This is a genomic window from Fructilactobacillus sp. X2R6C1, assembly GCF_059901295.1.
This window is the reverse complement of the sequence record NZ_JBWXUZ010000003.1, coordinates 65,164-78,492: the sequence shown is the minus strand read 5'-3', so window position 1 is coordinate 78,492 and position 13,329 is coordinate 65,164. Positions and strand designations below refer to the sequence as shown.

Annotated in this window: 13 protein-coding genes; 6 read left to right on the top strand and 7 right to left on the bottom strand. The window is 40.8% G+C overall.

The window, feature by feature from the left end:
- Nucleotides 1–4: 4 nt before the first annotated feature.
- Complete coding sequence (locus AC6UDF_RS04260; RefSeq protein WP_500699598.1) at nt 5–994, bottom strand: NAD(P)/FAD-dependent oxidoreductase; 990 nt, start codon at nt 992–994, stop codon at nt 5–7.
- A gap of 150 nt (nt 995–1,144) precedes the next feature.
- Here AC6UDF_RS04260 and AC6UDF_RS04255 point away from each other — a divergent pair, with 150 nt between their 5' ends.
- The gene (locus tag AC6UDF_RS04255) at nt 1,145–2,104 is read left to right on the top strand and encodes a nucleoside hydrolase (protein ID WP_500723890.1); all 960 of its coding nucleotides are present in this window, start codon (nt 1,145–1,147) and stop codon (nt 2,102–2,104) included.
- Between the two features lie 65 nt (nt 2,105–2,169).
- On the opposite strand, the gene AC6UDF_RS04250 is transcribed toward AC6UDF_RS04255, so the two are convergent.
- Entirely contained in the window at nt 2,170–2,979 is an 810-nt protein-coding gene (locus tag AC6UDF_RS04250; protein ID WP_500723888.1) for a Cof-type HAD-IIB family hydrolase, read from the bottom strand.
- A 61-nt stretch (nt 2,980–3,040) separates the two neighbouring features.
- On the bottom strand, nt 3,041–3,439 hold the full coding sequence (gene spx, locus AC6UDF_RS04245) for a transcriptional regulator Spx (protein ID WP_010022968.1): 399 nt from the start codon (nt 3,437–3,439) through the stop codon (nt 3,041–3,043).
- Nucleotides 3,440–3,641: 202 nt separating this feature from the next.
- On the opposite strand from spx, the gene AC6UDF_RS04240 reads away from it, so the two are divergent.
- On the top strand, nt 3,642–5,186 hold the full coding sequence (locus tag AC6UDF_RS04240; protein ID WP_500706736.1) for a bifunctional metallophosphatase/5'-nucleotidase: 1,545 nt from the start codon (nt 3,642–3,644) through the stop codon (nt 5,184–5,186).
- 43 nt (nt 5,187–5,229) lie between these two features.
- Here AC6UDF_RS04240 and rny read toward each other — a convergent pair whose 3' ends face one another.
- Nucleotides 5,230–6,822, bottom strand: a complete 1,593-nt coding sequence (gene rny / locus AC6UDF_RS04235) for a ribonuclease Y (protein WP_500723886.1) — start codon at nt 6,820–6,822, stop codon at nt 5,230–5,232.
- Nucleotides 6,823–6,952: 130 nt separating this feature from the next.
- Here rny and AC6UDF_RS04230 point away from each other — a divergent pair, with 130 nt between their 5' ends.
- Nucleotides 6,953–7,360, top strand: coding sequence for a helix-turn-helix domain-containing protein (locus AC6UDF_RS04230; protein ID WP_500694080.1), 408 nt, complete (start codon nt 6,953–6,955; stop codon nt 7,358–7,360).
- Between the two features lie 9 nt (nt 7,361–7,369).
- Nucleotides 7,370–8,215: an SAM-dependent methyltransferase gene (locus AC6UDF_RS04225; protein ID WP_500699592.1), complete on the top strand. Its 846-nt coding sequence runs from the start codon at nt 7,370–7,372 to the stop codon at nt 8,213–8,215.
- Nucleotides 8,216–8,405: 190 nt separating this feature from the next.
- On the opposite strand, the gene AC6UDF_RS04220 is transcribed toward AC6UDF_RS04225, so the two are convergent.
- Complete coding sequence (locus AC6UDF_RS04220) at nt 8,406–8,879, bottom strand: hypothetical protein (protein ID WP_500694082.1); 474 nt, start codon at nt 8,877–8,879, stop codon at nt 8,406–8,408.
- 15 nt (nt 8,880–8,894) lie between these two features.
- Nucleotides 8,895–9,314: a hypothetical protein gene (locus AC6UDF_RS04215; RefSeq protein ID WP_500723884.1), complete on the bottom strand. Its 420-nt coding sequence runs from the start codon at nt 9,312–9,314 to the stop codon at nt 8,895–8,897.
- 136 nt (nt 9,315–9,450) lie between these two features.
- Here AC6UDF_RS04215 and AC6UDF_RS04210 point away from each other — a divergent pair, with 136 nt between their 5' ends.
- Together AC6UDF_RS04210 and AC6UDF_RS04205 are read left to right on the top strand one after the other, a co-directional pair.
- The gene (locus AC6UDF_RS04210) at nt 9,451–9,891 is read left to right on the top strand and encodes a universal stress protein (protein ID WP_500694084.1); all 441 of its coding nucleotides are present in this window, start codon (nt 9,451–9,453) and stop codon (nt 9,889–9,891) included.
- 52 nt (nt 9,892–9,943) lie between these two features.
- Complete coding sequence (locus AC6UDF_RS04205; protein ID WP_500723882.1) at nt 9,944–10,828, top strand: RluA family pseudouridine synthase; 885 nt, start codon at nt 9,944–9,946, stop codon at nt 10,826–10,828.
- A gap of 56 nt (nt 10,829–10,884) precedes the next feature.
- On the opposite strand, the gene AC6UDF_RS04200 is transcribed toward AC6UDF_RS04205, so the two are convergent.
- Nucleotides 10,885–13,293, bottom strand: coding sequence for a phosphoketolase family protein (locus AC6UDF_RS04200; protein ID WP_500695833.1), 2,409 nt, complete (start codon nt 13,291–13,293; stop codon nt 10,885–10,887).
- Nucleotides 13,294–13,329: the final 36 nt, after the last annotated feature.

Below are 13,329 nucleotides of genomic sequence, written 5' to 3'. Positions count from 1 at the left end.
GAACCTACTTGCGGTGAAGCGAAGTACTGTGAACGGGTCCCCTGCGGTCGGGATAAATTTCTTTCATTAAAACGTTAATGGCGGTGGGAGCCTCACCAAATCCAGTCGCAATCAAGTCTTGTTTGCCGGGATAAGTGATCTGATCCCCAATCGCAAAGACTCCTGGCACACTGGTCTCAAAAGATTGATCAACCTCAAGTAAGCGATGATCAAGGGCTGGTTGGATCTGCCATTCCTTTAACTGGCGATTATTCGAAATAAACCCGTAGTTCACCACGAGATCATCCACCATCATTTCCATCTCGTCATCTTCAGTCTTAACTTTTTTACTGGTAACCCTTAAACGATTATCAACCTCATCCAGTCGTTTGATTAAGTATGGAGTAACCACTTCAACGGATGACTCTTTCAATCGGTCAACCATGTACTCAAGACCACGAAATTCGTCCCGCCGGTGCAATAAAAATACCTTACTTGCAACCCGTTCAAGCATTAAAGCCATGTCAACGGCGGAATCGCCACCACCAGCAACCATAACGTCTCGCCCCTTAAACTGGTTTAAATCATTGATACTATAAAAAAGGCGCTTCCCAGTGAGCTCTTCGGCATTTTCAGCCCGTAGTTCACGTGGCTTAAAGGCACCGTTTCCGGTCGCAATGATGACGGCTTTACTCTTAGTGGTCCCCTTACTGGTTTCAATCTCAAAATAGTCATCTTTTTTAATCACATCGACTACCTTACTCTCGACCTTTTGGTCAACATCAACGGTGTCAAGTTGTTTTTGCAGTCGTGCAATCAGCTCGTCACCCGTGACGCCCGCAAAACCAGCCACGTCCAAAATGGTCTTTTCAGGATAAAGCGCTTTGACCTGGCCCCCAAGTTCAGGAAGGCTCTCAATGATCTGCGTTTTAGCATCCCGCAGGCCAGCGTAAAATCCCGCAAACATCCCAACGGGACCGCCGCCAATAATTGTTATATCGTACATATTTTCCATTTTTATCACTCTTTATCTAATTTTATCTTTAACCAAAGTTTACCATGCGAAGACAAAATAAAAAAACCAATTTCATATCTATCGCAATTTCCTACATATTAAAGTATTATAAAGTTGTACTGTAACTGAAGTTATATAGGAGGACTTTATATGAGTACCAAAAAAATGATTTTGGACCTTGATACTGGAATCGATGACTCAATGGCACTAACCTACGCGGTTGGCAATTCTGAGATTGATTTAATCGGGGTCATTGCTTCGTTTGGCAACATCGAAGCCGAACGGGCAGCCGTTAATACCCTTAAAATTTTAGATTTACTTGGTGCTTCAGACGTTCCGGTCTTTATTGGTGAAACTCATCCATTAAGCGAAGATTATGTCAGAATGCAAGTCAGCGCTGACATTCACGGTGAAAATGGGATTGGCGACGTTGACCTTCCCGAACCAAGCGGTGCGGTCCAAAGTAAAAACGGGGTCGACTTCATGATTGAATCCGCTAAAAAGTACGGCAATGATCTAACGATTGTGCCAACTGGTCCTCTTACTAACTTAGCCCAAGCAATCAAACAAGCTCCAAAAGCCATGGAGAAGGTTGGCAATGTGACTTTAATGGGTGGTGCTTTAACAGTTCCGGGTAATGTCACCCCCGTCGCCGAGGCCAACATCAACCAAGATGCCATTTCAGCCAACGAAGTTTTTACCAGTAACCTTCACATCAACATGGTCGGCCTTGACGTTACGTTACGAACCCTTTTGACCAAGCAAGAAACCCAAAAGTGGCGTGAATCTGGGACAATGGCTGGAAAGAAAATGGCTGACATCGTGGATTTCTACATCAACATCTATGCTGATATGTATCCTGAACTTGGCGGCTGTTCACTTCATGACCCACTCGCCGTTGGTGTAGCGGTCGACCCCAGTTTCGTAAAATTCATTGATATGAATATGATCGTTACCACCAAACCCGACGCATACTATGCTAGAACGATTGGTGACAAGAATCGATTAGATGATCCTAACACCAACGTTAAGGTTGCTGTAGCGGTGGACTCCAAACGTTACCTAAAAGAATTTATGAAAAATATGAATAATGCGTTTGAGACCATGTAAAGAACAAAATAAAAAATGAGCTAAACATAATTGTTTAGCTCATTTTTTATTGGTTGTGTTTATATTTATTGATCTGCTTTAAAATATTGCTTTAAAAAAACTGCCACACCATCATCATCATTCGATTTGGTCACATCCGTCGCAATTTTCTTGATTGGCTTCTGCGCATTCGCCATTGCAACACCAACCTTGGCTTTCTTAATCATTCCAGCATCGTTTTCAGCATCACCAAATGCCATTAGATTAGAAAAATCATCACCATAGTGACTAAGCAATGCTCCTAATCCATAAGCTTTATCAACACTGGGTGCCAAGAATTCTAGGATTTGGGGTTGTGAACGAACAATGTGATACTGCTTTTTCACATCTTCGGGCATGTTACTAACAGCTTTATCAAGAACGTCTGGTTCGGCTGCGATAACTGCCTTAGAGTAGCTTTCGTCTGGCATCTCAGAAAACTTAGTTGGTACAAACTGCATGTCAGCATTCAACATTTGTTGATAAATCGATGGTTTTAAATCGGAGATTGGATAGACCTGGGTAAAATCAAGAATATCTAACGGGAGGCCGTTTCTTTGAGCGTATTCATAAAGTAATTTGAACGCATCTCGATTCATCCCACGCTTAAATAATTCATACTTATCGGCATTTTGAACCACGAGCCCACCATTAAAGGTGATGGTATAATCATCCGGCTCATCAAGGTCTAGTTGCTTAATGTACTTCCAAATGGCATTGATTGGTCGTCCAGTACAGAGCACCACTTTGATACCCTGTCGGTGTAACTTTTTTAACTCGTCTTCGTTTACTTTACTGATCTTCTTATCACCTGTAAGCAGTGTGTTGTCAAGATCGAGTGCGATCATTTTAATCATATTAATTCCTCATCATTTAAATTATTCATAAAAAAACGCCCATACCGGGCGTTTTCATATCTTAAGAAGTTAACTTCGACTCTAATTGTCTCAATTCTGCTTCACGAACATCTCGCGGTAGGAACCGTCTAATTTCTTCTTCGTTGTAGCCAACTTCAAGACGTTTGTCATCAAAAATGATCGGACGCTTGATTAGGTCAGGGTACTTTACTAATAGGTCAACTAACTCGGTTAAAGATAAGTCATCTAAGTTCAAGTGCAGTTTCTTAAAAACATTTGATCTTGTTGAAATAATATCCTCACTGCCATTTTCGGTTAAACGAAGAATTTGTTTTACTTCGTCAGCGTTAAGTGGGTTTGAATTGATGTTTCGTTCCTTAAATGGAATATTATGGTCTTTCAACCAAGCACGGGCTTTACGACTTGATGCGCTGCTTGGTGCAACATATAAATTCAACATGTAATAACCTCCTCATGTCTAACATTTAACATGACTTGTTTAAATTAGTACGAATGTACTTATTAAACAACTAAATTGTATCATATATTATTACTTCGTCAACGTTATTTTAAACTTAAATAAAGCCTGATTTCTAGCTTTTATTTACACTTTCCTTAATAAATATTATAATTTGTATTATATAAGAGGGAGAGGCCAAACTATGAAACTCAAAATACTATGTACGAGCGATATTCACGGTTATTTAGCGCCAACAAATTACGTTAAACCAAATGAAAACATGCCCTTTGGTTTAGAAAAGGCAGCAACCACAATTAAGCACGAACAGGAAGGCTTCGACCACACCTTAATTTTAGATAATGGTGATTTTTTAGAGGGGTCTCCTCTCGCCTACTACACGGCCGAAGTTTTAAAACTTCCGAGTGCTAAGGCGATTAATAAAGCATACGATACGATTGACTATGACTTTGGATCACTCGGTAATCACGAATTTAACTACGGACAAAGCTACTTAAAAAATACCATCAAAAACACCAAGCGCCAGTTTATCTGCGCGAACATCTTAAACGAAAAAGATGAGCCAGCCTTTGGGTCGGCCTATGCCATTAAAGACTTTGGGGATCTAAAGGTGGGAGTATTAGGTCTTACCACTCAGGCCATTAACCAGTGGGAGAATAAGGCCAACGTTAAAGGGCTTAAGTTTAAATCTGGCTTAGAAACGGCCAAAAAATACGTCCCAATTCTTCGCCAAAAAGCTGACGTGGTGGTTATTTTGTATCACGGGGGCTTTGAAAGAGACAAAGTAGGCAAACTTAGTGAAAAATTCACTGGTGAAAACGAAAGTTATCAAATTTTAAAAGAAGTTCCCGGAATTGACGCTTTAGTGACGGGTCACCAGCACCGAAAGCTCGCTAACCATCTCTTTGGTGTTCCATACGTTCAACCGGGACATCGTGGTGATTACGTAGGCCAAATTACCCTTGATATTAATGATGACGATAAAACGGTGGTTGATAGTAACGCCAAACTAATCTCAACGGCTCAAAACAAACCATTTCAGCCGACCAAAAACGTCGTTGATCCAGTCGACCAAGACGTTGAAAAATGGCTCTCAAAACCACTCTCAAAGATTAAAGGTAATCTCAAATATAAAGATCCCTTCGAAGTTCGAACCCATGGATCGGCCTTTATCAATTTTATTCAAAGGGTCCAAATGGAAACAATGGGAGTTGATATTTCGGCAACCGCGCTCTTTACCGACGAAGCCCATGGATTCGAAAATCCAATCACCATGAGAAACATCATCACCAACTACGTCTATCCAAACACGTTAGCAGTCTTAAACATTACTGGAGCGGACTTAAAAGCTGCCCTTGAAAAAACTGCTGATTATTTTGCCTTAAAGGATAATAAAATCATCGTCAATCCAGTATATACTTATCCGAAACACCGGGACTATAACTATGACATGTACGCGGGCATTGATTACACTATTGACGTCTCCCGGCCGATTGGTTCCAGAATCGTTAACTTAACCTATCACGGTCGCCCAGTTCTGGACCATCAACCCTTGAAGATCGTCTTAAACGCGTACCGTGCCGTTGGTGGTGGCCACTACCCCATGTACGACGAAAGTAAAATTATTTCCTATAACACCATTACCATGAGTAATTTGATTGCGAAGTACCTTCAAGATCATCCCGTAGTTGACGCTAACAACCAACAAAACTTCAAAGTCATTAAATAAAAAAGTTCCTCACCACGTAAATGCCAATGGTGAAGAACTTTTTTTATCCAGCTTTTTTCTTTTTATTGTTTTTCGGTTTACCGCCCACGTACTGAACGGCTTGCAACTGTCGAATTGTAGTAACCTTAATTTTACCAGGATAGGTCAATTCGTTTTCAATTTGGTCCTTTACTTCATTGGTTAACTCACTACTTTGCGTATCGTTAACCTTCTTTGGATCAACCATGATTCGAATCTCACGACCGGCCTGAATGGCGTAACTATCCTTAACACCGGGATGTTCATTCGCAATTTTTTCCAAACTCTTTAATCGATTGATGTACTCTTCGACCGATTCGCTTCTGGCACCTGGTCGAGCTCCTGACATTCCGTCTGCCACTGCGACCAAAATAGCGTATGGGTTATCTGGTTCAACGTCCCCATGATGAGACGCAATTGAGTTTATGACAATTGGATCTTCACCATAAGCCTCAGCTAACTTTACTCCCAGTTCAACGTGTGTTCCGGAAACTTCTCTGTCAATCGCCTTCCCGATATCATGGAATAATCCAGTCCGTTTAGCCATCCGAACGTCTAAACCAAGTTCAGCAGCCATCACAGCTGATAGTTCGGCAACTTCGATAGAATGCTCTAAGACGTTTTGACCATACGACGTTCGAAACTTTAAGCGTCCCACCGTCTTCATTAGGTCCGGATGAACCCAACCAAGGTGCAAGTGACTAACGGTCATCTCACCAGTCTTTCTTAATTCATCCAAAACTTCCTGTTGGGTTTGATTGATTTCATTTTCAATTACACCATTATTAACCTGCTTAATGGCCAGCAGATCGTTAATGGAATTGCGCGCAATCTCTCTTCTAACCGGATCACTGGTACTAATGATTAACGTTTCCGGGTGTTCTGGATCAAAAATTAAATCAACTCCGGTAAGGGTCTCAATCAATCGTAATCGTTGGTCATCTTTGCCAGCAATCTTGGCGCGCATTCCGGCATCTGGAATAATCACTGAGCGCTCAATGTGGTCACGAGGAACATCAACTGGCCCATCTTGAACTGCCTCAATCATAAGATTACGGGCCTGTTTGGCAGCATTAAATGCCATTAAGTCATTATTTTCCTTAACGGTAGTATCAAAGTCACGTTTTAAATCAGCTTCAAGAGTGGCCAAAACGAGCTGTTTGGCTTGACCTTCAGTTAATTCACCCCGATCGTGGATGATTTGTTTTCTTTGCTTCTCAAGTTCTAAGACGTCATTACGAGCCTTTTTGAGGTTTTCAACTAGAAGGTGATTACTGTTCCTTTTAATTGTCAGAGCGGCCTCTGACTTGTCCAAGCGGGCAACGGAAGTCTCCAAGCTTTTTTCTCTATGATCAATTCGCAGTTTGCGGCTCTCATTTTCTTGAACTTGGGCATCGAGTTCAGTTTCTTCTTCTTTACGATAATTTTCAGCTGCTGCTTTACTTTTATCTTCAAGTTTTCTTTTAGTATCATTAATCTTAACTTGGTTATTATCTTTAATCTCACTAGCAGCGGTTCTGGCAGCTGTCAGTCCCTTGTAGACGTGGTTTTTTCGTACGTAGTAGCCACATGCTGCTCCAAGTAAGAGTGCAATAATAATTGCAATGGAAGTTATCAATTTGACACTTCCTTTCTTTTCAATTCATTTTAATCTATTTAAATAATAACATTTAAATCTTTATTTTAAAATAAGTCACTCGTGCTTTTTGATGATATCATGAAGTATAATGGTATTAAGGAGTGATTCTATGTTTCCTGAAAGACTCAGAGCTTTACGAACCGGTCAGAAAATCACATTGACTGACCTTGCAAACGGATTAAACACAATGTTTCCCACTGACAAAGAGCATGAGAATACCGCCTCACAGATCGGCAATTGGGAACGTGGAATCCGTAATCCTTCTTACATTGAAGTCAAAAAATTAGCTGAATTTTTTGGGGTGTCAATGGACTATTTGAGTGGCCGAGTTGACCATGAAGAATCCGATCTTTCCAAGTTATTTATCTCTGGAAAGCAACTCTTCTTCAACGGCGAAGCCATTAATAACAACGATCGGTACGAGATTTTTCAACTTATCAACGGCTACCTTCACGGTAAACAAAACAGAGACGATGACCACAAAAATCACCAAGAATCGCTTGACTTACACTACTAAGGACATCAAATGGATAAACGTAAACTCAGAAAAAAACTCAAAAAACGTCATCAGCTGAAACAGGCGACTCCACCTTACATTCATCAAATGGAACAGTATCGTGACGAGTATCGGGAGTATCCTGAGATTAAATACTTAATTAACAACGTCTTAGCAGCCAATCAATTACTTACGGCTGGTAGACTTCCGCAGGATTTGCCCAAGCTGATTCTTCCTGATGACATTCAGGACCAGATTTATCAAAAAATCAATTCCAAGTACGCCATGAATGATCGTAGCGGTGATTCCGAATGGAACCGGCTTTCAGGCGATCTTTCTGACCTTGACAAGCACTTGCGTGACTTTCGTGATTATCTCGAAAATCAATACGGGATGTGGGCATACATCTCCTCATCGTTTACCTACCATCTTGCAAAATACTTAGATGGTCATGCTGCCCTTGAAGTAATGGCGGGTAACGGCTACATCTCAAAGGGACTCCGTGATAACCACGCAAACGTCATCGCAACTGACAGTTTAGATTGGCAAAACGAGAACGAAACTGGCAGACATCCCGTCACTAACGTGGAAAAGTTATCAGCTCTCGACGCATTTCACAAGTATCAGGACCAGATTGACTACGTAATTATGTCGTGGTCTCCAGATGGCATTCCAATCGATAATGAACTTCTTGAAGCAATCAGAAAGTCAAATCGTGATATCAAATTAATCGTCATTGGTGAGAGAAACGGGGCCACCGACTCCAAAGAGTTCTGGCAAAACGCACAACTTTACGATGACGAGGGCATTAAGAACCTGAATCAACACTATTCAAACTTCGATTTAATCCAAGATCACGTTTATTTAGCAAAATAAAAGAGCCTCCAACTTTTGTTGGAAGCTCTTTTTGGCATCTGAACAAGTCAGACGGACTAACTAGGTGTTCACATCACCTGCTAATCAAACCATCTGCAATCCGGCAGATAAACATGGTTCCCACAATCAGACTAAAAAGTCTGCTCGGCTCGTCGCATCCTTATATTGTATCATAATTTGCAATTAAAAGCTATTTGGAACTTGCGTCATCCTGTTCATTAGCCGCAATCTGATCTAATTTATCCTGAGTCCAGTCAACGAACTGCGCCAAATAAGTCCCATCGGGCTCCTTTTCAAAACTAGTTGAATCCGCCAACTCATCAATTCGCATTTTAGAACGGTTGACGTTGGGAGAAGCAATGATCATGTACACATTAACTGATTTTATACCGTCTCCCACCGTTATTTTAGCAATGTTTTTAGCGTAGTCTAGCGGTAAATTAATGACCGAGGTCTGCAGTTTCAGCTGAATGTCATGATCAGAAACGGTGATTTCCGCGCTGGCAATCCTGTCTTCTTTCAGATTACTTGCGATAAAATCAGTCATCTTCTTCAAGTTTCCCTTTAAGTCAGATTGCAACTTTTTAAGGGACATTTCCGACACCTGTTTCTGAAAATCATCATTTCCAGCTGCTTCAACAAACTCTTTTTCATCAATTTTCATTTCATTCACCTAACTTTATTTTCTAAACTTCATATAATGAGCCACACGTTCTTTCGTCGTTGCCTTTCGGACCTGATAAGCAATCATGAACCAGTAAATATTTACACCAATGGAACCAATTACCAGCACAATGACGGCAATTCGAAGTGGCCATGTTGCACGACTAATGGTAATCATCGCAATAATCGCTGCGATTAACCCAATCGTGTAAATAACCTGAACGGCTGCCAACAAATAATATCCTAAACGACTTTTAAACGCAACCAGAATCATCGGAATCAAATACATAATGGCTGCAATGGCTGACGTGCGAACTAGGCCACTGACACTCGACTTGACCGTTAATTTCATGATTGGCATCGTCATAACAATGTTTACAATCCAGAACAATATCAGTGAAATAAACGCCCACGTTAACGTCTGTTTTCTTTTCATTTTACTCATCCTTTTAGCTTCAGTATAACGAACTTCTCAATTTGATACCAACAATTTTTGTTTTAGCTAAATTCGTTACGTAAATTCTTAAAACATGGTATAGTTAGTGTATAAGAAAACAAATGAGGTGAGCTAAATGGCCAAGAATTACAAGAGGATTTTAGCACCGGTGGATGGTGCTGAAGATACAATGCCTGTTATGAGTCGTGCAATCACAATGGCTAAACAAAATGACAGTCACTTAGATATTTTAAATGTAATTGAAGTTAACCAATTCAACCGTAGTTACGGGGATGCAATTACCGCCGACGCTGTTTACCAGTTAACTGACAAGACAAAGAAGATTCTTGAAACTTTGAAACAACAAGCAATTGACGCTGGGGTAACCGACGTATCAATTCATATGCGTTTTGGTAATCCCAAGAAAGTCATTGCCAAGGAATTTCCAAGCGATCACCATGATGACCTGATCATCATCGGTGCTACTGGTCTTTCAGCCGTTGAACGTTTGATGGTTGGCTCGGTCACTAGCTACGTCACACGTGCTGCTACTCAAGACGTCTTAGTAGTCAAATAGTCACAAAATCTCTACCCACTTATTGAGTGGGTTTTTTATTTTGAGGAATTTTATGAAGAAATGGAAATATGAATTAACCGTCCCAAAATCATTTGATCAACAAACCGTTCGGGAGTATCTGCACGAATATCTTTTAATTCCCAAGCATTTGATTTTCTCACTAAGAAAAAATCATCGCGTGTTAATTAACGGTCAGTACCTGCCCATGAACTTTCTGGTTAAGCAAAATGATCGAGTCACACTCGAGTTTATTGCTGCCGATTTTAAAGTCCCGTTCCCACACGTTCCATCAGATTCATCGAAACCACTAAACGTTGTCTACGAAAACTCTGACTTTTTAATTGTTAACAAGAATCGCGGCGACAAGACTCATGCCAATCAACCTCACGAAATGGGATCCACCCTTAATTTTGCTGCCAACTACCTTCAACCCCAAAACGACGCTTACATGGTTCATCGCTTAGATCAACAAACCAGTGGTGCACTTATCATCGGCAAGAATCCATCCGTGGTCCCCATCTTAGTCAAAATGATTGAAATTAAAGCAGTCAAGCGAACTTACTTGGCCTGGGTTCATGGTCATTTTAAAAATCAATTGGGAGTAATCAATCAGCCAATTGGTTTTGATCCTTACGACCAGCGTAAACGCAAAATTAACGGACCAAATTCTAAATCAGCGATCACAAATTACAAGGTCATAAAAACGGATCCAGACAAAACCCTCGTGGCCCTTCAACTTCAGACCGGTCGAACCCATCAAATCAGGGTGCACTTGGCTTCCATTGGTCATCCGATTATTGACGATCCCTTGTACGACCCGAACGGTTATCCTAATCATCCCATGCTGCTTCATTCTTGGCGGGTCCAAATGATGACACCGTTCTACCATCAACCACTTGAAGTTATTGCCCCACTACCGCCTGAATTCAATATGTAAACAAAAAGAGTGAACTCATATGAGTTCACTCTTTTCTAATTAATTAGTTACATTAATTATTTCTTAGCTGGTTTTTTAAGTGGTTCCCATTTCCAATTTTCAACTTCTGGCAAGTCAGTACCATACTCTCTAATGTAGTGGTCGTGCTTGTCGAGCATGTTGTTCATTTCTTGGATAAATCCAGTACCCTTAAGGGCGTATTCTGGAATATCAGAAACAACTTCCTTAGACAAATTGAATCGGTCTAATTGGTTCAAGACACGCATGTCAAATGGTGTAGTAATGTCACCATTTTCACGATATCCATGAACGTGAACGTTCTTATTGTGACGATCAAAGAAGATGGTTCTGATAATATCTTCGAAACCGTGGAATGCGAATACAACCGGTTTGTCCTTAGTAAAGAGTTGATCGAATTCCTTGTCACTAATACCACGAGGGTCTAGTTCTGGGTTACGTAACTTAAGCAAATCAACAACGTTGATGTATCTAATCTTCATTTCAGGGAAACGCTTGTGCAAGATTGAAATTGCAGCAAGGGTTTCAAGAGTTGATTCAACACCAGCAGATGCCATAACAACGTCAGGTTCTTCACCATTGTCAGTTGAAGCCCAGTCAATGTAGCCGAGACCGTTCTTAACAAGGTTTGAAGCTTCGTCAATGTTAAACCATTGTGGACGTGGGTGCTTTGAAGTAGTAATCAAGTTAATTCTTTCGTAACTATCAAATGCTTCGTTACCTACAGCCAATAATGTGTTTGCATCAGCTGGGAAGTATTCACGGATAAACTCAGGTTTCTTTTCAGACAAGTGGGTAATCATACCTGGATCTTGGTGAGTGTAACCATTGTGATCTTGTTGGAATACAGTTGATGAATCGATGAAGTTCAATGCAGGATACTTGTTTCTCCATTCGAGTTCAGAAGCTTTTCTCAACCACTTGAAGTATTGAGTAAGCATTGAATCTACAACTCGACCGAAGGCTTCGTAAGTTGCGAAGAATCCATGACGACCAGTAAGGGTGTATCCTTCAAGCCAACCTTCGTCTTGGTGTTCTGATAGTTGTGAATCAATCAAACGACCATAGTGAGCCATGTACTCATCATATGGTGGGTTGATATTTGGCAACCATTGACGACGAGTAACATCGAATAAGTGCCATAATCTGTTAGACCATGTTTCATCAGGGCCGAATCCACGGAAGTTATTAGGATTTCTCTTAGTAACGTCACGTAGCCATTCGGACCAAACAACCATGTCTTCGTTTTCAGTAGCACCTGGAGTCTTGATATCAAGAGCGTAATCACGGTAGTCAGGTAAGTCTAATGGCTTAGGATCGATACCACCGTTAGTGATTGGGTTCGTTGACATCCGTTTGTCACCCTTAGGAGCTAATTCTCTAAGGTATGGCTTTAAAGTACCATTTTCATCAAATGATTCTTCAGGTTTGTAACTCTTCATCCATTCTACGAATTCATCAGCAGTACCCATGTCATCTGCTGATAGTGGAATTGGAACTTGGTGAGCTCTAAATGATCCTTCAATTGGAAGACCTTCAGCGTTCTTCTTAGGGCCAGTCCAACCCTTAGGTGAACGGAAGATGATCATTGGCCATTTTGGTTCTGTAGCAGTTTCTGCAGTTTGGTTCTCACGAGCGTTCTTTTGAATGGCTTTAATTTCTTCAATTGAAGCATCCATAACTTTAGCAAGCTTTTCGTGAGTTTCCATTTGGTCGGTACCATAAGGCATGTTGGTTTCAACGAAACGAGGCTTCCAGCCCATACCTTCAAAGTACTTAGTAATGTCTTCGTCAGTCATACGAGCTAAGACAGTTGGGTTAGCAATTTTGTATCCATTTAAGTTAATGATTGGTAAAACAGCACCATCAGTAACAGGGTTGATGAACTTACTTGACATCCATGAACCAGCCAAAGGACCAGTTTCTGATTCACCGTCACCGATTTCAACGGCAGCGATAACGTCAGGATTATCAAAGATTGCACCAACACCATGTGAAAGTGAATAACCTAATTCTCCACCTTCATGAATTGAACCTGGAGTTTCAGGTGCAGCATGTGATGCAATTCCACCAGGGAATGAAAATTGCTTGAACAGGCGAGCCATTCCGGCTTCATCTTGAGAAATCTTAGGATAGATTTCTGAGTAGCTTCCATCCATGTAAGAATTTGAAACCATAACTTGGCCACCGTGACCTGAACCTTCAATATAGAACATATTAAGGTCATACTTGTTGATGACACGGTTCAAATGGGTGTAAACAAAGTTTTGTGAGGCAATTGTTCCCCAATGTCCAATTGGCTTAACCTTTACATCTTCAGAAGTCAAAGGCTTCTTAAGCAAAGGATTAGCACGTAAAAATAGCTGACCTACTGACAAGTAATTCGCAGTATTCCAGTATTGTTGCATTTTTTCAAAATATGATTTGGAATCATAATCTACTGCCATGCTATAACACTCCTTTTAAATAATCGGCAGCTCGTT